Source organism: Pseudarthrobacter sp. HLT1-3 (assembly GCF_059383535.1).
Map to the genome: position 1 here is coordinate 1 of NZ_JBWZCJ010000038.1, position 22,669 is coordinate 22,669.

At 66.9% G+C, this 22,669-nt stretch carries 22 protein-coding genes; 9 read left to right on the plus strand and 13 right to left on the minus strand.

Annotated features, from left to right (window positions below; translation table 11 throughout):
- Nucleotides 1-177: 177 nt before the first annotated feature.
- The 3 genes from AC50X9_RS20105 to AC50X9_RS20115 all read right to left on the minus strand — a co-directional run bounded on the left by AC50X9_RS20105 (nucleotide 178) and on the right by AC50X9_RS20115 (nucleotide 1,312).
- Nucleotides 178-615: a rhodanese-like domain-containing protein gene (locus AC50X9_RS20105; protein ID WP_494896616.1), complete on the minus strand. Its 438-nt coding sequence runs from the start codon at nucleotides 613-615 to the stop codon at nucleotides 178-180.
- A complete protein-coding gene (gene trxA, locus AC50X9_RS20110; protein ID WP_494896618.1) occupies nucleotides 590-952 on the minus strand; it encodes a thioredoxin in 363 nt (120 codons plus the stop codon). The genes AC50X9_RS20105 and trxA overlap by 26 nt, the downstream gene beginning before the upstream one ends.
- 63 nt (nucleotides 953-1,015) lie before the next feature.
- Nucleotides 1,016-1,312, minus strand: coding sequence for a rhodanese-like domain-containing protein (locus tag AC50X9_RS20115; RefSeq protein WP_494896620.1), 297 nt, complete (start codon nucleotides 1,310-1,312; stop codon nucleotides 1,016-1,018).
- A 165-nt stretch (nucleotides 1,313-1,477) separates the two neighbouring features.
- Here AC50X9_RS20115 and AC50X9_RS20120 point away from each other — a divergent pair, with 165 nt between their 5' ends.
- The gene (locus tag AC50X9_RS20120; protein ID WP_494896622.1) at nucleotides 1,478-1,735 is read left to right on the plus strand and encodes a metal-sensitive transcriptional regulator; all 258 of its coding nucleotides are present in this window, start codon (nucleotides 1,478-1,480) and stop codon (nucleotides 1,733-1,735) included.
- A gap of 202 nt (nucleotides 1,736-1,937) precedes the next feature.
- Here AC50X9_RS20120 and AC50X9_RS20125 read toward each other — a convergent pair whose 3' ends face one another.
- From AC50X9_RS20125 to AC50X9_RS20140, 4 genes are all read right to left on the minus strand, one after another.
- Nucleotides 1,938-3,188 carry a Dyp-type peroxidase gene (locus AC50X9_RS20125; RefSeq protein ID WP_494896623.1) on the minus strand — a complete coding sequence of 417 codons (1,251 nt, stop codon included), beginning with the start codon at nucleotides 3,186-3,188 and terminating at the stop codon, nucleotides 1,938-1,940.
- Between the two features lie 26 nt (nucleotides 3,189-3,214).
- Nucleotides 3,215-3,823, minus strand: coding sequence for a copper chaperone PCu(A)C (locus AC50X9_RS20130; RefSeq protein WP_494896625.1), 609 nt, complete (start codon nucleotides 3,821-3,823; stop codon nucleotides 3,215-3,217).
- Between the two features lie 53 nt (nucleotides 3,824-3,876).
- Nucleotides 3,877-4,440, minus strand: coding sequence for a copper resistance CopC family protein (locus tag AC50X9_RS20135; RefSeq protein WP_494896627.1), 564 nt, complete (start codon nucleotides 4,438-4,440; stop codon nucleotides 3,877-3,879).
- A gap of 106 nt (nucleotides 4,441-4,546) precedes the next feature.
- On the minus strand, nucleotides 4,547-5,158 hold the full coding sequence (locus AC50X9_RS20140; RefSeq protein WP_494896629.1) for a hypothetical protein: 612 nt from the start codon (nucleotides 5,156-5,158) through the stop codon (nucleotides 4,547-4,549).
- A gap of 277 nt (nucleotides 5,159-5,435) precedes the next feature.
- Between AC50X9_RS20140 and AC50X9_RS20145 the strand changes: the two genes are divergently transcribed.
- Nucleotides 5,436-5,765, plus strand: a complete 330-nt coding sequence (locus tag AC50X9_RS20145) for a DsrE family protein (protein WP_494896631.1) — start codon at nucleotides 5,436-5,438, stop codon at nucleotides 5,763-5,765.
- Here AC50X9_RS20145 and AC50X9_RS20150 read toward each other — a convergent pair.
- Both AC50X9_RS20150 and AC50X9_RS20155 read right to left on the minus strand, forming a co-directional pair.
- The gene (locus AC50X9_RS20150) at nucleotides 5,750-6,334 is read right to left on the minus strand and encodes a hypothetical protein (protein ID WP_494896633.1); all 585 of its coding nucleotides are present in this window, start codon (nucleotides 6,332-6,334) and stop codon (nucleotides 5,750-5,752) included. The two genes, AC50X9_RS20145 and AC50X9_RS20150, sit on opposite strands and share 16 nt — an antisense overlap.
- A complete protein-coding gene (locus AC50X9_RS20155; protein ID WP_494896635.1) occupies nucleotides 6,331-7,647 on the minus strand; it encodes an MFS transporter in 1,317 nt (438 codons plus the stop codon). The genes AC50X9_RS20150 and AC50X9_RS20155 overlap by 4 nt, the downstream gene beginning before the upstream one ends.
- Before the next feature lie 121 nt (nucleotides 7,648-7,768).
- On the opposite strand from AC50X9_RS20155, the gene AC50X9_RS20160 reads away from it, so the two are divergent.
- From AC50X9_RS20160 to AC50X9_RS20170, 3 genes are all read left to right on the plus strand, one after another.
- On the plus strand, nucleotides 7,769-7,888 hold the full coding sequence (locus AC50X9_RS20160; RefSeq protein WP_494896637.1) for a DUF8730 family Cys-rich protein: 120 nt from the start codon (nucleotides 7,769-7,771) through the stop codon (nucleotides 7,886-7,888).
- Between the two features lie 175 nt (nucleotides 7,889-8,063).
- Entirely contained in the window at nucleotides 8,064-9,200 is a 1,137-nt protein-coding gene (locus AC50X9_RS20165) for a glycosyltransferase family 4 protein (RefSeq protein ID WP_494896639.1), read from the plus strand.
- Nucleotides 9,197-11,344 (plus strand): amylo-alpha-1,6-glucosidase, encoded by a 2,148-nt coding sequence (locus tag AC50X9_RS20170; protein WP_494896640.1) that lies wholly within the window; start codon nucleotides 9,197-9,199, stop codon nucleotides 11,342-11,344. The genes AC50X9_RS20165 and AC50X9_RS20170 overlap by 4 nt, the downstream gene beginning before the upstream one ends.
- Before the next feature lie 10 nt (nucleotides 11,345-11,354).
- Here the strand turns inward: AC50X9_RS20170 and AC50X9_RS20175 are convergent, their stop codons facing one another.
- Nucleotides 11,355-12,065 (minus strand): DsbA family oxidoreductase, encoded by a 711-nt coding sequence (locus AC50X9_RS20175; RefSeq protein ID WP_494896642.1) that lies wholly within the window; start codon nucleotides 12,063-12,065, stop codon nucleotides 11,355-11,357.
- 56 nt (nucleotides 12,066-12,121) lie between these two features.
- Nucleotides 12,122-12,658, minus strand: coding sequence for a GNAT family N-acetyltransferase (locus AC50X9_RS20180; RefSeq protein WP_494896644.1), 537 nt, complete (start codon nucleotides 12,656-12,658; stop codon nucleotides 12,122-12,124).
- 148 nt (nucleotides 12,659-12,806) lie between these two features.
- Between AC50X9_RS20180 and AC50X9_RS20185 the strand changes: the two genes are divergently transcribed.
- Entirely contained in the window at nucleotides 12,807-14,000 is a 1,194-nt protein-coding gene (locus tag AC50X9_RS20185; protein ID WP_494896646.1) for an MFS transporter, read from the plus strand.
- Nucleotides 14,001-14,225: 225 nt separating this feature from the next.
- Here the strand turns inward: AC50X9_RS20185 and aceB are convergent, their stop codons facing one another.
- On the minus strand, nucleotides 14,226-15,890 hold the full coding sequence (gene aceB / locus AC50X9_RS20190; RefSeq protein ID WP_494896648.1) for a malate synthase A: 1,665 nt from the start codon (nucleotides 15,888-15,890) through the stop codon (nucleotides 14,226-14,228).
- Between the two features lie 104 nt (nucleotides 15,891-15,994).
- Nucleotides 15,995-17,311, minus strand: a complete 1,317-nt coding sequence (gene aceA / locus AC50X9_RS20195; RefSeq protein ID WP_494896650.1) for an isocitrate lyase — start codon at nucleotides 17,309-17,311, stop codon at nucleotides 15,995-15,997.
- Between the two features lie 143 nt (nucleotides 17,312-17,454).
- Between aceA and AC50X9_RS20200 the strand changes: the two genes are divergently transcribed.
- The 3 genes from AC50X9_RS20200 (at nucleotide 17,455) to AC50X9_RS20210 (ending at nucleotide 22,521) form a co-directional block, all read left to right on the plus strand.
- Nucleotides 17,455-18,963: a helix-turn-helix domain-containing protein gene (locus tag AC50X9_RS20200; RefSeq protein ID WP_494896652.1), complete on the plus strand. Its 1,509-nt coding sequence runs from the start codon at nucleotides 17,455-17,457 to the stop codon at nucleotides 18,961-18,963.
- Between the two features lie 279 nt (nucleotides 18,964-19,242).
- The gene (locus AC50X9_RS20205; RefSeq protein ID WP_494896654.1) at nucleotides 19,243-20,991 is read left to right on the plus strand and encodes a pyruvate dehydrogenase; all 1,749 of its coding nucleotides are present in this window, start codon (nucleotides 19,243-19,245) and stop codon (nucleotides 20,989-20,991) included.
- Between the two features lie 249 nt (nucleotides 20,992-21,240).
- Complete coding sequence (locus AC50X9_RS20210; RefSeq protein ID WP_494896656.1) at nucleotides 21,241-22,521, plus strand: serpin family protein; 1,281 nt, start codon at nucleotides 21,241-21,243, stop codon at nucleotides 22,519-22,521.
- The last annotated feature ends 148 nt before the right edge of the window (nucleotides 22,522-22,669 follow it).

A 22,669-nucleotide genomic window follows, 5' to 3' on the forward strand; every position in this document is an offset into this window, starting at 1 on the left:
CCACGGCCTCACCTTTCGCCTGGCAGCCAATCAAATAGCTCGCCTGGGCGAGGTCCTCGTCGTAAATGCGTTCCAGAAGCATGTGCTCTCCTTCGTTAAGAGGGGGTGGAGTGTTCGTTGTGCTCTGGTATCAACCATAATACCCCTGGGGGTATACCGCAAGCAGGGGTCTTCCGGTCAGGATTTACCGGCGGGCCGCCTGCGGAGCAGGTCCAGAAGGTGAGGCCCAAGCGGCCGCCGCCTTGGCGTCGTGAGGCCTTTTGACGGCGGCGCATGGGTCACGGGGTGGCCGCCGCGGTACCACTCCGTGATCCCGCCGGCAACATTCACCGTGCTGTATCCCCGTTCGCTGAGGAATCGGGCTGCCTGGCTGCTGCGTTTGCCCGAGCCGCACAGCAAGTGAACCGTTGTGTTGGGCAGGTCCGAGAGGCGGAAGGGCAGTTCATCCAGCGGGACGTTCAGGCTGCCCGGGATGTACGCGATGGCAAATTCCTCCGCACTCCGGACGTCCACGACCGCGGCACGGGGCCAGGCAGTGGCGAGGTCATCGGCCGTGATGGTGCCAACCGGGTCAGGGCCTAGCCTGGTGTCAGGCCTGCCGTTGCGCGGCGTCATCCCGGAGCTTGGCCAGGTCAAGGTTCTTTACGCCCTGGATCACCTCTTCGAGTCCGGCGGCGTTGAGGGCTCCGGGCTGAGAAAAGACCAGGGTCTTGTCCTTGAAGGCCATGAGAGTGGGGATGGAGGTAATGCCGGCAGCCGCGGCGAGGGCCTGTTCGGCTTCGGTATCCACCTTGGCAAAGATGATGTCCGGGTGCCGTTCGGCTGCCGCGCCGTAGGTGGGGGCGAACATGCGGCAGGGGCCGCACCAGGCTGCCCAGAAGTCAACGAAGACGATGTTGTTGTTCTCCAGGGTCTCAGCGAAGTTCTGTTCAGTGATATCGATGGTTGCCATAACCAGGTTCGTGTCCTTTCGGGAGTTGTTTCAGTTGAATGATCCTGACCCTCGACGGGAGGGTCAGACGGTGGGGAGGCCGGCCCGGGTCCAAGCGACCATGCCGCCGCCCATCGTGTCGGCCGTGAAGCCCGCGCCGTTCAGTGCGTCGGCGACGCGGGCGGAGCGGTTTCCGCTGCGGCATACTGCGATCACCGGGACGGCGGTGTCCAGCTCGGACAGCCGTGCCTGCAACTGTCCCATGGGGATGTGCAGGGCTCCCGGGATCATGCCTTCGGCGACTTCGAAGTCCTCACGCACGTCAAGGATCCTGGCGGTGGAACGGAGCTGGTCGGCTTCTGTGATTGTGATTTCAGCCATTGGGTTCTCCTTCGAATAGTTGGGCTGGATGTTCGAGGGGTGTGATGCAGTTCGGCGGATGCGATTTGTCTTGGCTACTCCACTATTGCAGATACCCCAGCGGGTATGCAAAACACCCCCGGGGGTATATTGTAGGGAATAAGAAACCCCGCCTACGGAGACGTCATGGAACTCGATTCGACTGAACTGGCCCCTGTTGTCAACCGCCTCAAGCGTGCCCAGGGCCAGCTTGCCGCAGTCACCCGCATGCTGGAGGAGGGCAGGGAATGCGCGGACATCGTCACGCAGCTAGCCGCCGTTTCGAAGGCCCTGGACCGCGCAGGCTTCGCCATAATCGCCAGCGGCTTGGAGCAGTGCATCCTCCGCAAAGGCACCACCATGGACAGGAAAGACCTGGAGAAGCTCTTCCTTTCCCTCGCCTGACATGACAGAGGCGGTGCGTTCATTCGGCGCCGGCGCCCGGAACGTCCGCACGGCAGGGGAAGCGCCGGGCGAACCCGGCGACCTTGCCCACGCCTTCAATGACCCGGCACCCCAACGCAGTCACTTCGCGCCCGTCGGGGCGGTCGGATAGGCGCGAAGTGACTGCGTCGCATGGATCAGGCGGTGGGGTCAGGCCCTTGGGTCAGGCGTACAGGCCTTCGCCGACGAAACCGCCCTCCCGGCAGCCCGGCGGGATGGCAAACACGGCCGAGCCCACCGGCGTCGTCCACTGGTTGAGCATGTCCATTTCATCGAGCCGGCGCTGGATCGGTGTGAACTGCCTGTCGACGTCGGCCTGGTAGGACACGAAGATCAGTCCCGAGTCCGAGACCCCTCCGGCGCCGGGAGCAGCATCGTAGTTGTACGCCCGCCGGAAAATCCGCTGCGAACTGTCCTCGGGCCGGGCCCGGCGCAGGTGCGAGACGTCCGAGATCACCGGGAACCCGAGCTTGGACACAGCAGCCAGGTCGGGTTCGTCGTGCTCGTGCGTCCCGGTCAGCGGTGCCCCGTTGGACAGCCGGCGGCCTACGGATTCCTCCCGGCCCACGCGGGCCACCTCGTCCCACTTGTCCAGGTTCATCGCGATCCGGCGGATGACGACCGACGTGCCGTTCTCCGTCCACGCAGGAATGGCCCCCCCGCCCCAGACCACGCGTTCGTGCTCGGTGCTGTCCGGCGCCGGGTTCGAGGTCCCATCCACTTGGCCGAAGAGGTTCCGCATGGTGGTCCCGGCCTTCTCGCTGCCGGAGGAACGCCGGAAGCCGGTCTGCACCCAGCGGACGGTCGCAAAGCTCCGGCTGTCCTTCAGGAGCATCCGTTGGGCATGCGCCACGGTCAACGGGTCATCCGCGCAGATCTGCAGCAGCAGATCGCCGTCGGAGAACCCGGGCTGCAGCCGGTCGATGCTGAAGGCCGGCAGGGGCTTCAGCCAGCCTGGTGCCCGTGCGGGGTCCACTGCGGCAACCAGCCCGGGTCCGACGCCGAACGTGACAGTCAGCCGTGCCGGCACCTGGGCGAGTTCGGCCTCGGTGTCGGCCAGCGCCGGTTTTCCCGCGCAGAGGTTCGCGGCGTCGTCGCTGAGCAGCCGCAGCAGCGCTTTGACCTTGGCGCGCGTCGTCCCGGGCCGCAGGTCCAGGGCGACAAAGACGCCGTGGGCCTGCGCCGCTGTCGTGATACCGGCCTGGCGGGCGCCGTGAAACGGAACGACCCCGCCGCCGTGGAGACGTTCCGTGGCTTCGGCCGGTACGGGGTTCCCCGGCTGCTGGCTGCCCGCCCCGGCGAGGTGGGCGCCGGCCGCTGCCAGCGCCCCCAGCCCTGCGGCAGCGCCGCCGAAGAGCAGTCCGCGCCGTGGCAGTTTCCTCGGGGCACCGGGCTCGCCGCTGCCGGCGGACACGCCCGCGGGCTCCTGCTCCCCGGCCATCACTTCGAAGCGGGTGACGGTGCGGAACTGGTGGCGCTGCCGGCGGCCCCGGACGGCTGGCCATGCGGCATGCCGGCGCCACCTTCCTCGATATAGTTCTCGTTGGCGCCGCTGAAGTCCTTCGCCACGGCGGTGAATTCGAAGGTGCCGCCACCCGCCAGCGCCAGCGTGAACGTGACGTCGGTGCCGGCAGTGATGGGCGCGGTGAGACCCATCAGCATGAGGTGGTTATCGCCCGGCTCCAAGGACAGTTCGCCGCCGGCCGGGATGACAAAGCCTCCCTCTTTGGCCTGCATCTGCAAGGCGCCGGTGGCTCCCGGGACCGTTTCGTGCAGTTCGACCATCCGTGCCGCCGGGGTCGAGGCGCCGGTGATTGTGATGTCGGCGTCGGAGGTGTTCTTGATGACGCCGAATCCGCCGGTCATGCCGGATCCGGCGGCCTTGACCCAGGGCTGGCTGACCGCCAGCGCGGCGGCTGCACCGGCCAGGGTGGTGGCCGCGGCGGATGAGGACGGTGCCGGCGTCGAGGCTGAGGGAGCGCAGCCGGTGAGGGCCAGGGCCGCGGCGGCGAGAACGGAAAGGGCGGGGTAGGCGAGCTTCTTGGACATGGTGGTACTCCTGAATCGTCGCAGGCGGCCGCAGCGGGCCGGCCCGGAAAGTGTTATTCGCTGGGGGATTGGATGGCGCGCTTGACGCGCCGCAGGCCTGCAAAGGCCAGATAGATGCCGAGGCCTGCGGCCGCGGCGATTCCGGCGGGAGCCAGCCAGCCGGGCACCTCCGTACTGGCATTGGTGCCGGTGGCAGCCGCGCCTGTGTCAACGCTGGCAGCGGGGCTGGCGGGGGCTGTCGGTGCAGCGGCGGCGGGTTTGCCGACGTGGAACCGGTAGCCGCCACTGATCGGGTGGCCGTCTGCGGAGACCACCCGCCAGCTGACCTGGTAGCCGCCGTCGGGAAGCTCCGGAAGGGCCTGGGTCAGCGCTTCCCGGCTGAGTACCGCGGCGCCGCTTACCCAGTTCCTGGCGTTGTCATCAACGACGCGGACCTCGTGGCCCAGCGTCAGCAGGGGCGAACCAAAGTTCAGGGTGATGCTGGCAGGTGTGTGGTCCAGGCGCTCATCGGGCGCCGGGCTGGACGAAATCAGCTGATCGTGGGCGTACGCCGCCGGGGCTGCTGGCAGGCTGGCGCCTATGCAGAGCAGCAGGGCGGCGAGGAGTGTTGCTCCCAAGCCAGGATTCCGCCATGTTTTCAAGGGTTTTCTTGTCATGGCTGCTTCCCGCCCCGGCGCTGTCTTGGCAGCGTTTCGGGGCTTATCGGGTGAAAGGCGCAAGCGCCTAGGACACGAGCGGAAGCCTTGGAGGCCCGCGGTGGTGCATCACCAGCATGGGCGCGCCGAGGTTGCGCAGTGGCCTGACGGGCAGGTTGGCCGGCAGGGCCGCGGGGGCCGGGCGCACCGGCAAGGGCAGCAATAGCGGGAGGAAGGCCGTTACGCGCAGGCGCATGGCATGTACCAACCGGACGACGGCGGCCTCGCCGTGGCGCAGGACGGCCACGGTCATGATGCCGGCAACTGCGTGTCCCAACCACATCAGCGGCGAGGTGTGGTCTGACGCGGAGGAGAGGATCGTGCCGGTGGCAGGTTCCAGCACGGAGGAATGGGCCAGGTGGCCGCCGGTCGGAGCGATGGACCCGTGGGGAGCCGCTGCTCCGCTGAACAGCCAGTGGAAGAGCCCCTGGCTCAGGATCACGCCGACGGAGAGCCGCCACAGGGACAGGCCCCGGCCGGTAAGGGCGGTGCAGACCAGCCCGGACAGGGCCAGAGCGAGCAGGAGCAGCGGAAGTTCCGGCGCGTTGCCGCCGGCCAGGAAGTGCGAACCGGCGGCGGTGGAGGTCGCGACGGCGGCGCCGATCCAGCCGCGTACAAGGCGCAGGCCGCGTGCCGTCATATTTCCTCCTCGCTCATGGGTAATTCTACGGGCTGTCGAAGATTGCTTGCAGCCTCTTGGGGTTCAGGGGCGTCACCGCCGCCTACCGGGGGACATTCAGTAGTGTGCGAGGCTACGTGAATTGCGTGCCGTTGTATGTCAACGAGAAGCGGGCGGGTCCGTCCGCTCCGAAGGGAATTGGATGTCTGAATTTTCAGCTGAAATACATGCCGATCGCGCCACCGAATACGGCGGGACCCATCCGGAGAATCGCTCAGGTCAAGCTCGGCGCGGTCTCGTGACTCATTCGGCCGGTCCTCTGCCGGACGGTGCCCTCGCCGGGGTGCTGCGAAGCAGCCGGAACGCTGTTGCGTCGCTCGGACCGGAGGTTCCCGTCGAGGCTGTCATCCAGGGACCCGGTGTGGCCCTCCTGGCGGAGGGCTCGGGTTCCGCGGACGCCATCTCCGCCGCCGTCGCCAGCGGCGTCCGGGTGCTGGCCTGCGGGAACAGCCTGCGTTCGGCGGGGGTCCCGGCGGACGGCCTGCTGCCCGGCGTCGAAGTAGTTCCGGCGGCCATCGCCCACCTTGCCGAACGTCAGTGGGACGGCTGGGCCTACGTCCGCCTCTGACCGGTGCCCGCAGCGCTTTGAGCTCCGTCCCGCGCCCGCGGCTTGGTCGGAAACAACGGGCGGCAATCGGTGCAGACTTCGACGTCGGAGTCCGGGGAGCCGCCGCGGCCGAGCGTGACCCTGCGCTCCAGTTCCAGGCGGCCATGCAGGGCCCCTGCCATGAGGGCAAGGGCCAGCAGGCCGACGGCGACCTGGACGGACGGAATAGCCTCCCGCGTCGAACTCGCCCAGACCACGCCGAAGAGACCCAGGACGGGCCAGCGCAGATCGCACAGCGTGGCCGCCGCGCCGATCGGTGCGCCCACGTAACTGCCTGCCAGGAATCCGGCCAGGATTGACCCCGCACCCACCAGGGCGTAGCCCGTCCAGCCGGTGCCGGCGCCGGCAATCATGCCGTTGGCGACCATCAGGAAAACGGCGGCAAGGCCGGCCGCGACGAGCGTCGCGGCCACGCGTGACCGGGACCAGCCGCGTAGAACCTGCGGGATCTGCCGGACGCGGGCGCGGCTCACGGGTGCCTGGGCCGTGGCTGGGGAATTGCGGTCCTCGGGCCTGCTGTTAACTGTCATGGCCTTTCCTGGTCTGGGCTGGCATGTCGTGGCTGCAGGGCGGTCCAGATGATCACGGTGGCCACCAGTGCGGTGGAGAGGAAGCCGAGCCCGGAATACCCGACGGCGGCAAGCACCGGGCCGGCCAGCGCGCCGCCGGTCGCCCCGGCCGCGTTCATGCTCAGGTCCGAAACGCCCTGGATCGCCGGCCGGTCCTGCACATGGGCCGACTCGGCCACCAGGGCAGAACCGGCCACCACGGAGGCGGACCAGCCCAGCCCCAGCAGGATCAGGCTCGCGGTCACTGCAGTGCCGGAATCCGGCGCGGTGCCGGCCAGCAGCAGCGAAACCAGCAGCATGGCCTGCCCCAGCAGGATGGTGCGCAGCCGCCCGGCCTTGTCCGCCATCCAGCCGAAAACGGGCGACAGCGCGTACATGCCGGCGATGTGCAGGCTGATCGTCAGGCCGACCACCGTGAGACTGGCCCCATGGTCGCGCAGGTGCACCGGCGTCATGGACATAAGCCCCACCATCGTGGTGTGGCTGAGGGCGACGGCGGCCACCGCAAACCGCGCCCCCGGGTTGCCTCGCAGAATCCGCAGCCCGCTCTTGGGCTGGGGTGCTTCCAGATCGGGCACCCGCGAGGACATTGCGGTGAGGAGGGGGTCTGGCCGGAGGCCCGTCGCATAGACGACGGCGGCCGCAAGCTGGGCGGCCACGGAAAAGGCGAAAGCGCCGGTCAGCGGGGGCAGGCCAAGGGCGGCGCCGACGGTCTCGCCGGGACCGAACAGGTTCGGACCCAGGACGGCGCCGATCGTGGTGGACCACACCACGATCGAGAGGTCCCGGCCCCGGGACCCGGGGCGGGATAGGTCAGTTGCAGCAAAACGTGCCTGCAGGTTCACCGCGGAGCCTGCGCCGAGGAGCATAAGGCCCAGCAGCAGCAACGGAAAGACACCCAGTGCGGCGGAGGTGATTGCCACGACGGCGCCCGCCCCGGCAATCAGGGCGCCGGTGGACAGTGAGATCCGCCGGCCGCGGGCCTGGGCCAGCCGGGCCAGGGGGACGGCGGCGAAGGCTGCGCCGAGGGTACTCATCGTGGCAGCCATGCCGGACCACGCGTTGGATCCGGAGAGCTGGGCTGCCAACAGGGAACCCAGGGAGAGCGTCGCCCCCATGCCGATGCCGCCGAGGATCTGGCCGCCGACGAGGACGGAGATGACGCGATGTTGGAGCCGGCGATTTTCCGGGCCGGGCTGGGCGGAAGCTGTGCTGTGCCCAGCCCTGCTGTCCTGCTCTGGCGTGAAGCCTTCCGGCCGTTGCTGCGTGTTCATGGTGATCCTTCAGGGCTCCCGGGCATGACCCCTTCGGTGGGTGACCACTTCAATATACCCTATGGGGTATTATCGTGAGTATCAGGTGCGGCAACCGCGGCACCCCGAAATTGGAGTCCAAATGTGTGCTGCCGTCCGTTGTAATCGTTGTGGAAAAATCACCTGGGCCGGTTGCGGCGAACACGTCGACTCGGTCCTGGCTGATGTGCCCCAGGACCAGCGCTGCAGCTGCGACGCCTAGATCTCCAGTTCCCCACGTGACAATTCCGGCGGCGGCCGACGCTCTTGCCAGTGAGGGCTTGTCATAGGGCGTGTCGCGGGGCGATAGTCGGAACAACAGGTTTAGCAGAGGCCTTTTGGAACAATTCAGTCGCCACACGTCCGGGACTCGGCTTGGCATCATCCGGGAGACGAGCATGCGGATCGGACTTGTTGCATCACCGTGGATTCCGATTCCACCCCTTGGTTACGGGGGCATCGAAAGGATTATTGACTCCCTCGCCCGGGGTTTCATCGGCGCCGGGCACCAGGTGTTGTTGGCCGCAGCGTCGGACAGCACCTGTGCTGTACCCTCGGTGCGCAATATGCGGCCCTCAGAACCAGATCACCTCGGGGGTTCCCTGTCCGAGCTCAGCCATGTCATCCGGGCCTATGACGGGCTGAGGGGCGTGGACGTCATCCATGACCACACACTGGCGGGCCCGCTGTTGGCCCGGAAGACGCCCGGCGTGCCGGTGGTGACGACCATTCACGGCCGGCTGACCCCGGCGTCGGCTGATTTGTACCGAGCCATGGCGGCCAACACGGCCATCATTGGAATTTCACGTGACCAGACCTCCCACGTGCCCGATGTCCCGGTCACCCGGGTCATCCATCATGGCATGGACGTCGCTGCCGTGCCGGTCGGCTCCGGTAAGGGCGGCTATGCCTGTTTTGTCGGCAGAATGAGCCCGGACAAGGGCGTGCGTGAAGCCATCCAGATTGCACGGAACGCGGGTATTCCGCTGCGCATTGCAGCCAAAATGCGCGAGCCGCAGGAGCTCGAGTACTTCCGCTCCGTGATCAAGCCGCTCCTGGACTCGAACACCGAATTCCTGGGGGAGCTGGGGGACGCCGACAAGTACCGCCTGATGGGTGAAGCGATGGCGTTCCTGAATCCCATCCAATGGTCCGAGCCGTTCGGGCTGGTCATGATCGAAGCCCTTTCGGCGGGCACCCCGGTGGTGGGCACACCGATCGGCTCCGCACCCGAGATCGTGGACCACGGCAAGACGGGGTACCTGGGGCCGACGGAACAGCTGAACATTCTCCTTCCGCTGGCCGCCGCGCTGGACAGATCGCTCTGCAGGGACCGGGCAATGAAGCTGTTCAGCACGGAGAGGATGGTAGCGAACCATCTGGATTTGTACGCACAGCTCGTGGAAAAGAGTCGTGGCCCGGGGGTTCCTGAGGCTTCCGCCGTGCACCAGAATCGAATAGGGGATCAGCTATCCGGACGCCGGACTCGAGTCAAATCTCCACCCAGCGGCCCTGAGGAAGGAGCACAGCCATGACTGCATGGAATGCCGACACAGAAGCCGACGTCGTTGGCGGCGACGCCGTAACGCTGGTGGAGGGGTCCTCTTTCTGCATTTCTGCCGTGAGCGGCGACATCAGTTCTGAGGGCGGGACCAACGGCGCGTTCTACCAGGACACACGGATCGTGTCCCGGTGGGTCCTTCGAGTAAACGGCGCCCTCCGGGAGCCGCTGGTGGCGCAGCGGCCCGACGCCTTCGAGGCCACCTTCGTGGGTCGTGCCACGTGGCCCGGCGGCCGATTCGACAGCCCGCTCGTGGTCAGGCAGGAACGCCACGTCGGGCCCGGGCTCCGGGACGACATCACCCTGCACAATTACTCCGCGGATACAGTCGATTGCGACATCGAAATTCTGGTGGACGCCGATCAGGCGGACCTTTTCGACGTTAAGGGTGGCCGAAAATACACTGGCGCCGCCGTAAGCCGGACGGTACGGGACGGCGGGCTGTTTCTCGAAACCGTCCGCGACGGGCAGCGGCGCGGTTCCGCCATCCGTGCGGCCGGGGCCGAAACCACCAGCGACGGATTGCGTTTCCACGCGACCATTCCGGCACGGGGCAATTGGTCCACGAGCGTCATTGTCGTTCCCCTCATAAACGGTGTGCCTCCCAGGGAGCCCTTCTCCGAAGCGGGGGTTCCCCGGCAACGGATGGGCGTGCAGCGTCACCTGGCGTGGGAGGAAAACGCCCCGCGCATCTCCGTGTCCGACCACGGCGTCGAGGCAACCCTGGAGCGGAGCCAAAACGATCTGGGCTCGCTGCGGATCTTCGACGCCGAGAAACCGGATCGTGTGGCCGTGGCCGCGGGCGCGCCGTGGTTCATGGCGCTGTTCGGCCGGGACTCCCTGCTCTCCTCCTACATGGCTCTCCTGATTGATCCCTCTTTGGCTGTCGGTACGCTCCAGACCCTGGCGGAAATCCAGGGCACCAAAGTGGACCCGGATTCGGAGGAACAGCCTGGGCGTATTCCGCACGAAGTACGGCTCGGAGTCACTGCCGGCCTGTCCTTGGGCGGGACTGCCTATTACGGCACAGCGGACGCCACACCGCTGTTTGTCAGCCTGTTGGGAGAGCTCAGCCGCTGGGGTCTGTCGGGTGAGATCATCGAATCGCTGATTCCGAATGCCGACCGCGCCCTGGAGTGGATTGAAAAATACGGCGACCGCGACGGCGACGGCTTCGTGGAGTACCTGCGCCCCAACGACCACGGGCTCCTCAACCAGGGCTGGAAAGACTCCTGGGACGGAATCAACTTCGCGGATGGGCGGATGGCCGAGCCGCCCACGGCTCTGTGCGAGGTCCAGGCCTACGTGTATTCCGCGTACGTGGCGCGGTCACTGCTGGCCCGGACAACAGGGGATACCAAGACGGAGCACCACTGGGCCGGGCGGGCAGCCACCCTGAAGAAGGCGTTCAACGAGAAATTCTGGCTGCCGGACAAGGGCTACTTTGCCATCGCGCTGGACAAGGACAAGAACCCGGTCGACGCCTGCACATCGAACATGGGGCACTGCCTCTGGACCGGCATCGTCGACGAGGAGAAGGCCCCGTCAGTGGTGGAACGGCTTATGTCGCCGGAGATGTTCACGGGCTGGGGGATTCGGACGCTGGCCTCGGATATGGGCGCCTACAACCCGGTCAGCTATCACAACGGGTCCGTTTGGCCGCACGACACCGCCCTGGTGGCTACGGGCATGATGCGGTACGGCTTCGTAGATGAAGCGAGCAGGATCGCCAGCGGTCTCCTGGACGCTGCCGGGCATTTCGACGGCCAGTTGCCGGAATTGTTCTGCGGCTTCGACCGGTCTGAGTTTCACGGCCCGGTGCCCTATCCCACGGCCTGCTCGCCGCAGGCGTGGGCCGCCGCGACACCCATCCAGCTGGCCCGCATCCTGCTACGGTTCGATCCCGACTTCACCCGGAACGCGGTCCATCTGGCACCAATCCTGCCGGAGAAATTCGGCGACTTCAGGGCGCAGAACGTCCTGCTGGGACGCTCACGGATAACCATCACCGCGGCCGGCAGGGACGGCAGTATTGACGGCCTGCCACCGGGCCTGAAGCTCATCACGGAACCGCGGCCACCACTGGACGAGCGGCTCGGCGGCAGGGCCGGCGACTAGCGGCCGGAAGCTAGGGGGCGGCGCAGCCGGCCGGACCGCAGACATCTGCGGATCCGTCGGCTCCGGAGCTGACCATCTCCAGCGGCCGGCTCTCCTGCCAGGCCTGCTCGAGGGCCGCGGTAAACGTTTCCGCGGGCTGGGCGCCGGAGAGCCCGAACTTACGGTCGATGACGAAGAACGGGACGCCGGTGATGCCAAGGGCACGGCCTTCCTCGAAGTCCAGCCGGACGTCGTCGGCGTATTTATCGGTCGTGAACAGTTCATCCAGCGCATCGGCACCGATCCCCAGGTCCAGCCCCAGCGAGGTCAGGTACTCCCGGTTGCCGATATCCTTGCCGTGCTCGAAGTGGTCGCTGAGCAGGCGTTCCTTGGCGGCGTCCTGCTCCCCGTGCGCGGCGGCGAGGTGGATCAGCCGGTGGGCGGTGAAGCTGTTGGCGACCACGACGTCGTCGAAACGGTAGGTGAGCCCCTCAGCCCTGGCTTGCTCGGCCACGTGCGCGAACATGCCGGCGATCTGGGCCGGGGCCATGCCCTTGAGGGTGCTCAAGTAGTCCAGTTCGGTGCCGTCGTAGTGCGCCGGAAGTGACGGATCCAGCTGGTAGCTGCGCCACTGGACTTCCACGGATTCCCGGTGCGGGAAGGCCGCGAGGGCAGTTTCAAAGCGGCGTTTGCCGATGTAGCACCAGGGGCAGGCCACGTCGGACCAGATCTCAATCTTCATGCTCGCCACAACCCCGGGGGGACCGGCACCATTCCCCGGACGGAATGTCGGCTTGATCACGGTGTGAGCGGGCGCTCCATCACGAAGTCGTGTTCCACGGTGCTGCCGAGTTTGAAGGACTTGGTGCCGACCTTGCGGAAACCGGATTTTTCGTAGAAGCGAATGGCGCGGGCGTTCTGGTCGTTCACGCCGAGCCAGAGCCCGCGGGCGCCGGCCGTCGCGGCCGCGGCGATGCTGGCGTGCATCAGTTCGGCCGCAGCGCCCAGACCGTGGTGGTCCGGGTGGACGTAGCATTTGCTGAGTTCGGTTGAAGGCAACACACTCAGGACCGCTGCCACGTCCGGGTCCTGGGCCGGTCGGGCAACCAGCAGGCTGTAACCGCGGAGTTCGCCGCCGGCGTCGATCACGAGAATGGTGATCGCAGGATCGGCGAGGTAGCTGGCGAAGTTGGCCTCGCTGAGGGTGTTCGAGAGGTGCGCGGCGATGTCTGCCGGTGAAGTGCTGGGCGGGCAGGCCAGCGGAAAGGTGACGGCGGCCAGCGCGGCCAGCCCGCCGGCGTCGTCCGCAGCTGCCGTTCGGATTACATGCGTCATGCCAGAACCATAATCCGCGAAGCAGGGACGGTTCGCTTCGTGAAGTGAAGTTGCGCCGGTGTCACAATCCCAGGGTCCAGACTCGGCGCGTGATAGCAATGGGACTGATGAAAGCATATGTCTGCCCGCCGGCCGAGCCGCGGGACCAATGAGCGCCAACGTCCTCGCTAAGGTGCCGGGCAGCTGGATCCTGCTGGCCGCGATCGGGCTCATCGCCCTGAACATGCGCGGCCCGTTCGTGGCGGTGGCGCCCGTGGTTGGTCCGATGCAGGCAGATCTCGGCTTCTCGCCGGTGGAACTCGGTCTGCTGACCGGTATCCCGGTGCTCTGCTTCGCGGTTGCCGCGCCACTCGCGTCGCTCACCGGGCGCAAGCTCGGCGCGGAAGTCGCCATCACTCTCACACTCCTGGGTGTGCTGCTGGGCGTCATTGTGCGGTCTGCTGGGGACGGTGCCCTGGTCATGCTCGGCACGGTGATTCTCGGCATCGCCATCACTATCGGAAACATCGCCGTACCGCTGATCATCCGGCGCGACTTCGCGCCGGCCAGCCAGGCCACCGCCATGGGCATCTACACCGCAGCCCTGAATATCGGCTCCTTTGTCACCGCCATGGTCACGGCGCCGCTGGCCGAACTGCTGGGGTGGCGGCTGGGGCTGGCCGCCTGCGGTGTCTTCGCCGTCGCAGCGTTCGTTGCCTGGCTGCTGGCCTTCAGGAGCCGGGCGTTGCGCGCAGACCCTGTTCCCGCGCCGGATCCCGCCCACGCCACGCTCAAGCCGGCGTCGCGCTGGATCACGGTCGGGCTGACCGCGGGCTTCGCCGGGCAGGCATTCTCCTACTACGGTGTGACCGCTTGGCTGCCCAGCATCCTCGCGGATGAACTGGGGATGACGGCGGCGGGGGCAGGCGCCGGGTCCTCGCTGTTCCAGATCCTCGCGATCGTGGGCGGACTGGGCGTTCCGCTCGCGGCCCGTTTTGCCAATACGACGACGGTCGGACTCACCCTGGGACTGTTGTGGCTGACGGTTCCGGTTGGCCTGCTGCTGGCGCCGGAGCTGTGGTGGCTGTGGTCGTCGTTCGGCGGCGTCGCCCAGGGGGGCGGGATCACCGTGATCTTCATCGCGATCATCCGGCTGGCCCGGGACCAAGCCTCGGCCGGCCGGATGTCCGCCGTCGTGCAGGGCGCCGGCTACGCCTTCGGCGCCCTCGCACCGACCCTCCTGGGCTACGCGAACGGCGTCACAGGTTCGTGGACCGGGCCGCTGCTGATGGTGCTCGGCTCAGTGACGATGTTCATCCTCGGAACGGCGCTCTCCCTTCGGCATGTCCCCAAACCGCACTGAACGGACGGCGAAGCCCGGCCGCGCTGCCCGAATCGCCGAGGTGACAGTTGAGGCCCATGTTCACGAGGAACATGGGCCTTAACTGTCACCCCGACGCCGTTGTCGAGGGTCTAGGGGTCTTCCGTTGCTGGGCCACCGCCCCGGATCTCGGGGGTGCCTGTTGCGAAGGGCATGGCGGCCCAGCAGACGGAAATCTGCACCTACTTTGGCGGACCTGTCCTCGCCCTAGGCGGGAACGAGGGTGGGGTCCTCGGTGGCGACATCGGCGCCGTCGCGCGCTTCATGCAGGAACCGGTCGTAGGCCGGAAGCGTCAGGAAGGCCGGGTACGCGGCGGTGAGGGTCACTTCCTCGAAGAGGTCCCGCGCATCGGCGAAGCGGTCGCCTTCGAAGCGTTCGAGCCGGGCGAACTCTTCATCCAGCATGTCCTCGACCCATTCGCGGGTGATGACGTCGCCCTGGTCGGTGATGGCGCGGGAGAAGATCCACTGCCACAGCTGCGAGCGGGAGATTTCCGCGGTGGCGGCGTCCTCCATCAGGTTGTGGATGGCGACGGCGCCGTTGCCGCGGAGCCAGGATTCGATGTAGCGGATGCCGACCTCGATGTTGTTCCGGATGCCCTTTTCGGTGATGGTGCCGGTGGTGGAGGCGATATCGAGCAGTGCGCGGTCATCCGGGGTGACGTCCTCGCGGAGGCGGTCCAGCTGGTTCTGGCGGTCCCCAAGGGCGCCGTCGAAAACCTCGCGGCAGACCGGAACAAGATCCGGGTGCGCCACCCAGGAACCGTCGAAACCGTCGCCGGCCTCGCGGGTCTTGTCGGCGCGGACCTTCTCGATGGCGATCGTGTTGGCTTCCGCGTCCTTGCGGTTGGGGACGGCCGCGGCCATCCCGCCGATGGCCATGGCGCCGCGCTTGTGGCAGGCCCGGACCAGTTGTTCGGTGTAGGCCCGCATAAAGGGCTGCGTCATGGTGACCTGGCTCCGGTCCGGCAGGACGAAGCGCGGGCCGCGGGTGCGGAAGTTCTTGATCAGCGAGAAGATGTAGTCCCAGCGGCCGGCGTTCAGGCCCGCGGCGTGGTCCCGCAGTTCGTAGAGGATCTCCTCCATTTCGAACGCGGCCGTGATGGTTTCGATCAGCACCGTGGCGCGGATGGTGCCCTGCGGGATGCCGAGCAGGTCCTGGGCGAGGACAAAGATGTCGTTCCACAGGCGGGCTTCGAGGTGGTTCTCGATCTTCGGCAGGTAGAAGTACGGGCCCTTGCCCTGGGCGATCAGGCGGCGGGCGTTGTGGAAGAAGTACAGGCCGAAGTCCACGATGCCGCCGGCGATCGGCGCGCCATCAATGAGCATGTGCTTTTCCGGCAGGTGCCAGCCGCGGGGCCGGACCACGATCGTGGGCAGCTCCCCGGCGGGGCGGAGCTTGTACTCCTTGCCCTCGGGGGAGGTGAAGTCGATGCGGCGCTCCAACGCGTCCGTGAGGTTGAGCTGGCCCTGGATGACATTGCGCCATGTCGGGGTGGAGGAGTCTTCCATGTCCGCGAGCCAGACCTTGGCGCCGGAGTTCATCGCGTTGATGGTCATCTTTTTGTCGACCGGACCGGTGATCTCGACGCGGCGGTCCTCCAGGCCCGGGGCCGGGGGAGCGACACGCCAGTTGGGGTCGTTCCGGACGGACTCGGTCTCGCGGAGGAACCGCGGGTCCTGGCCCTTGCCGATCTGCTGGCGGCGGTCCCGCCGGGCCTGCAGCAGCTCCAGCCGCCGTCCCGCAGTGGCCTTGTGCAGCTTGGCAACGAACGCCAGCGCGTCCGGCGTCAGGACCTCGCTCTGCCGGCAGATGGGCTGTGCGGTCAGGGTCACACCGTTGATGGTGTAGTCGTCAGTGAAGCTGTTCATGGGAGTTGCTCCTTGAAAGTCCGCTGTTGCCCTATCACTTTCGGTCTCCAAAGGAGGCCGATGAGGACCAAAAGTGATAGAGCAACGGGCGGGAAATGCTGGGGTTAGTGGAACTGGCCTTCTTCGGTGGATCCCACCAGAGCCAGGGTGGATGCGTTCGGGTTGAGCGCAGTTGCGATGTCGTCGAAGTAGCCGGTGCCGACTTCGCGCTGGTGCTTGGTCGCGGTGTAGCCGCGGGATTCGGAGGCGAATTCCTTTTCCTGCAGCTCGACGTATGCGCTCATGCCTTCACGGGCGTAGCCGTGGGCAAGGTCGAACATCGAGTAGTTCAGGGCGTGGAAGCCGGCCAGGGTGATGAACTGGAAGGTGAAGCCCATGGCGCCGAGTTCGCGCTGGAACTTTGCGATCGTTGCGTCGTCGAGGTGCTTCTTCCAGTTGAACGACGGCGAGCAGTTGTAGGAGAGCATCTGGTCCGGGAAATCGGCCTTGACGGCTTCGGCGAACTTGCGGGCCAGCTCCAGGTCGGGGGTGCCCGTTTCCATCCAGATGAGGTCGGAGTACGGGGCGTAGGCCTTGGCCCGGGCGATGCAGGGTTCGATCCCGTTGCGGACCTTGTAGAAGCCCTCCGGGGTGCGCTCGCCGGTAACGAATTCCTGGTCGCGCTCGTCGACGTCGGAGGTGATCAGGGTGGCGGCCTCGGCATCGGTGCGGGCGATGATGACGGACGGGGTGCCCGCGACGTCGGCTGCCAGGCGGGCGGCGTTCAGGGTGCGGACGTGCTGCTGGGTGGGGATCAGGACCTTGCCGCCGAGGTGGCCGCACTTCTTCTCCGAGGCAAGCTGGTCTTCCCAGTGCACGCCCGAGGCGCCGGCCTGGATCATGGACTTCATCAGCTCGTAGGCGTTCAGCGGGCCGCCGAAGCCGGCCTCTGCGTCGGCGACGATCGGGACCATCCAGTCCTCGACGGTCTGGACGCCTTCGGAGAACTCAATCTGGTCTGCGCGGAGCAGGGCGTTGTTGATGCGGCGGACCACGGTGGGCACCGAGTTGGCCGGGTAGAGCGACTGGTCCGGGTAGGTGTGGCCGGAGTTGTTGGCATCGGCGGCAACCTGCCAGCCCGAAAGGTAGATGGCACGCAGGCCGGCCTTGACCTGCTGCACGGCCTGGTTGCCGGTCAGCGCGCCGAGGGCGTTGGTGTACTTGCCTGCCTTGTGCTCCGTGGTGAGCTGCTGCCACAGCTTCTCCGAGCCGCGGCGGGCCAGGGTGTGTTCCTCGGAGACACGGCCGCGGAGGCGGACGACGTCAGAGGCCTTGTAATCCCGAGTGACACCTTCCCAGCGCGGGTTGCCGGCCCACTCGAGCTCCAGGGCGGCGGCCTGCTCTTCGGGCGTCTGCTGGGTGGGCTCAAATGCTGCAGTCATCTTTGTCTCCTTGGTGGGGGTCCGGGGCCGGTGCCGCTGCTACTTCGCAGTGGGTCTGGCTGGTCCGGAGCTGTGTAACTTTTCCGTAAGACCTACTTTTCTGTACTTTCAAACAGCTTTCTAGACCAAAAGAGTGGAAAGAAATGCACTTCTTCGCGTATTCTCAAGAAATGCACCCTGCCAGCTGGAATCGAACCGCATCCGCCGCCGCCCCCGCCATCCCGGAGGTGGACGTGATCAGCATGGGCCGCCGCGTCCGCCACCTCCGCAAGGCCGCCGGGCTCACACTCGATGACCTGAGCGCCACGGTGGGAACGGCCCCGAGCCAGCTGAGCCTGATCGAGAACGGCAAGCGCGAGCCCAAACTCGGCCTGCTGCAGCAGCTCGCCGCGGCGCTCGGCGTCAGCATCGACGAGCTGCTGGGCGCGGAGCCCCCCAACCGCCGGGCAGCCCTGGAGATCGAGCTGGAGCGCTACCAGCGCAGCCCCATCTACGAGTCCCTGCACCTGCCCAAGATCCGCATCAGCTCGCGGCTTCCGATGGACGTTCTAGAGTCCATGGTGGGTTTGCAGCACGAGCTGGAACGCCGTCTCAACGAGCAGATCGCGACGCCGGAAGAGGCCCGCCGCGCGAACGGGAAACTGCGCGCCATGATGCGTGAACGGAACAACTACTTCCCGGAGTATGAGGCGGAGGCGCAGAAGGTCCTCGCCTCGGTCGGGCACACCAGCGGCCCGCTGTCCCACCACGTCATCGCGGACATCGCCGAGCACCTCGGGTTCAGCCTCCACCACGTAGGCGACCTGCCGCATTCCACCCGCTCGGTGACCGACCTTAAGAACCGCCGAATTTATCTCACGCAGAACGCGCGCAGCGACCACGACCCGCGCTCGGTGCTGTTGCAGGCGCTGGGTCACTACGTCCTGGGCCACCAGACCCCGACGAATTACGGTGACTTCCTGATGCAGCGCGTGGCCACCAACTACTTCGCCGCGGCGCTCCTGCTGCCGGAGCAGGCCACCGTGGAGTTCCTGCAGAAGGCCAAGCAGGCCAGAGAAATCGCGGTCGAGGACATCCGGGATGCCTTCGCGGTGTCGTACGAGACCGCCGCGCACCGCTTCACCAACCTCGCCACCCAGCACCTGGACCTGCGGACGCACTTTCAGAAGACCCACAAGAGCGGCATCATCTACAAGGCCTACGAGAACGACGGCGTGACGTTCCCGCAGGACCACACCGGCGCCATCGAGGGCCAGCCGTCCTGCAAGAACTGGACTTCCCGGGTGGTCTTCGACGTACCGGACAAGTTCTCCGCGTACAACCAGTACACCGACACTCCGGCGGGGACGTACTGGTGCACGGCCCGGACGGAGCGCTCCGCCAACGGCGAATTTTCCTTGTCCGTGGGGGTTCCCTACGCGCAGGTGAAATGGTTCCGCGGCCGTGACACCACCGAACGGTCCAAGTCGACCTGCCCCGACGAGAGCTGCTGCCGCCGTCCGCCGGCGGCCCTGACCTCGGAATGGGCGGGGAACGCCTGGCCCTCGGCGCGGGCGCATTCGCACCTGCTCGCGGCTATGCCGCCGGGCGCCTTTCCCGGCGTGGACGAGACCGAGGTCTACTCGTTCCTGCAGGCCCATTCGGGCAGATGACGCGGGACGCTCCCGCAGCTTTTGCGCGTATTGCCGGGACGCTCCCTCAGGTTTGGTGGATTTTGCCGGGACGCTCCCTCAGGTTTGGTGGATTTTGCCGGGACGCTCCCTCAGGTTTGGTGGGTTTTGCCGGGACGCTCCCTCAGGTTTGGTGGGTTTTGCCGGGACGCTCCCTCAGGTTTGGTGGGTTTTGCCGGGACGCTCCCTCGGGTTCTGCCCGGGCGGACGGACTATATTGGCCGTGTCAGCTAACGGATTCGACTGCGGGAGTGCCCAGCCATGGCCAAGGAACTTGCAACCCAGCTCATCGAACAACTTCAAGCCGCCGGCGTGCAGCGCATCTACGGCATCGTCGGGGACAGCCTCAACCCGCTGGTCGACGCCGTCCGGAAGACGGGCGGTGCCGTCAAGGGCGGGATCGACTGGATCCATGTCCGGCACGAGGAGGCCGCCGCGTTCGCGGCTGCCGCGGAGGCACAACTGACCGGCCGGCTAGCGGTCTGCGCCGGCTCCTGCGGACCGGGAAACCTGCACCTGATCAACGGCCTGTACGACGCCAACCGCTCCGGCGCCCCCGTGCTGGCCATCGCCTCGCACATCCCGAGCAAGCAGATCGGCAGCAGTTTCTTCCAGGAGACGCATCCGGACCGGCTGTTCAACGAGTGCTCGGTGTATTCCGAGCTGATCAGCACCGCCGAGCAGGCCCCCCGGGTCATGCACAGTGCCATCCAGCACGCCGTCGCGCTCCGCGGCGTCGCCGTCGTCACCCTTCCCGGGGACATTGCCGGGCTGGAGGCTACAGCTCCCACCCCGGCCCCTGCCGCTTTCCGGCCGGCGGCGCTGACGCCGGATCCGGCCAGCGTGCAGGAACTGGCCGACGCCATCAACGCCGCCGAAAAGGTGGCGATCTTTGCCGGAGCCGGCGTCCAGGGCGCCCACGACGAGGTCATTGCCCTGGCGGAAGCCGTCAACGCGCCGATCGGGCATTCGCTGCGCGGCAAAGACTTCATGCAGTACGACAACCCGTACGACATCGGCATGACCGGGCTGCTCGGCTACGGCGCCGCGGCCGAGGGGATCGAGGACGCGGATCTGCTGATCCTGCTCGGCACCGACTTCCCCTATGACCAGTTCCTCCCCGGAACCCGCACGGCGCAGGTGGACCGGGCGGCCCAAAACCTGGGCCGGCGGACCGACGTCGACGTCGCGGTCCACGGCGACGTGCTGCCGACCCTTGCAGCGCTCATGCCCTTGCTGCAGCCAAAGAAGAACCGCCGCTTCCTCAACGCGATGCTGAAGAAGCATGACCGGCTGATGAACAAAGCGGTCGGCGCCTACACCCGCAAAGTGGAAACCAAGGAACCGATCCACCCGGAATACGCGGCATCGGTGCTGGACCAGGTTGCGGCGCGAGACGCGATCTTCACCGCCGATACCGGCATGTGCAACGTCTGGACCGCCCGGTACATCAACCCGCTGGGTACCCGCCGCCTGATCGGCTCGTACCTGCACGGCTCCATGGCCAACGCGCTTCCGCATGCGATCGGCGCCCAGCTCGCCTACCCCGGGCGCCAGGTGGTTTCGGTATCGGGCGACGGCGGCCTGTCGATGCTGCTGGGGGAGCTGATCACCCTCGCCGCGCACCGGCTTCCGGTCAACGTGGTGGTGTTCAACAACTCCACCCTGGGCATGGTCAAGCTGGAGATGCTGGTGGACGGGCTCCAGGACTTCGGCGTCGACGTCCCGGACGCCAACTATGCCGCGGTGGCCAGGTCGCTGGGATTCCACTCCGTTCGAGTCACGGACCCGACCCGGATCGAGGCCGCCTACCGGGAAGCCTTCGCCCATCCCGGGCCCTCGCTGGTGGAGCTGATCACCGACCCCCAGGCGCTCTCGCTTCCCCCGAAGATCAAGGGCGCCCAGATCATCGGGTTCGCCACCGCCATGTCCAAGGTGGTCCTCAACCGGGGCGCCGGCGAGGCTGTCAGCATGGCCCGCAGCAACCTCCGCAACATCCCGCGGCGCTGAGGACCTTCGAGTTCGCCGGAAACCCCCTGGGTCGCCGTAACTTCCGGCGCCCTGGACGTTTTCCGGCGACGTGGGGACGGTCGACATCGACGTCGGAGCTGACGGAGGTGGCTGCGCGGCCCGGTGCTCCACAAATGGGGGGCAAATCGTGACCGAGACGTGGTCGCGTTCTTCCCCACTCGCTGGTTGACTGGCCGTAGGCGGATTCCTGCCGTTCCACTGTTACCGCATGCGGGCCTTGGGGGCGCGATGAAACAGAAGGTGTTGGCGCGGCTCGGTGCCGCGGCGGCCGCCGCGGCGCTGGCAATGACGGCCTGCTCAGCCTCGCCGCCGGCGCTGCTGACGGCCGACGGCGTCGAACGCGTTTCGGCGGAGAGGTCCGCCTATCCGGCCGAGCTGGCTCAGCTCCGGGCGTCGGCGCGGAAGCTGGGCGACGCGCTTCTGGCCGATGGCGGGGATGCGGGCGGCGGAAATGTGGTTTCGTCCCCCGGTAGCCTGCTGATTGCCCTGGCCATGCTGCGGACAGGAGCATCGGGGGGAACGGCTGCCGAGATGGACAGCGTTCTGGGCCTCCCCGCGGAGCACCGTGACGAAGCCTTCAATGCGCTGCAGGCCTCGCTGGAAGCCTTCGACGGCGACCCCGGCTCGGTGGACGAAAAGAATCCCCCGCGCCAGCCGGTCCTGCACTGCGCCAACGGACTGTTCGTGGACAAGGGCGTGCCCACCGGAGCCGCCTATCTGCAGTCCCTTGCCCGGAATTATGGAACCGGTGTGTACCCGGTGGACTTCCAGGACGAGGCCGCCACCAGCCCGGCGATCGACGCCTGGGTCAACAAGAACACCGGTGGACGGATCAAGAAAGCGCCGGCCCAGTACGACCGCAGAAACACCTTCAGCGTGCTCAACGCGGTGTACTTCGCCGCCGCCTGGAACGTCCCCTTCGACCCGGTGGACACCGCCGAGTTGCCGTTCACGACGGCGGACGGCCGGCAGGTCTCCGTTCCCACCATGTCGGGCGTCCAGGATCTTGCCTTTGCCAGCGGTGCAGGCTGGCAAGCGGTCGACCTGCCCTATGCCGACGGTTTTGTGATGCGGCTCGTGCTGCCGGATTCGGGAACGTCCGGGCCGGGAGCGCAGGACGTCGCCGCCGCCGCACTTGCCCTCGAATCCGCCGCCCCGGCGCCCACGCAGCTGTTCCTGCCGAAGTGGGACCAGAAGAGCAATTTTGATCTGCGCAGGGTCTTCGCGTCCCTGGGGCTGCAGGAAATGCTGCAAACAGGGTCGGGCTTCGACTCAATCCAGCGCGGCCTCAAGCTCCAACAGGCCGGACAGTCCGCCAACATCACGGTGGCGGAGAAGGGCACGATTGCCGCCGCGGTCACCCAGATCAACGCGCGGGCCGTCAGTGGTGTGGCGGCGACGAACGTGGTCCGCTTCGACCGGCCCTTCCATTATGAAATCGTCCACGTCGAGACCGGGCTGCCGCTCTTTATGGGCCGGGTGTCCGAACCCCGCGCGGCCGGACCTTGAGCCTACGTTTCTCGAGTTCGCGGGAAACTTCTGGTTCGCCGGGAAGTCGGTATATATCAAGCTGTTGGTGACAGCTGGTTGGTTTCTTTGTAGTTGATGCCGGCGTGGCTGGGGGCGCCCGGGACGGTGGGCCTGCGGTGGTACCGGT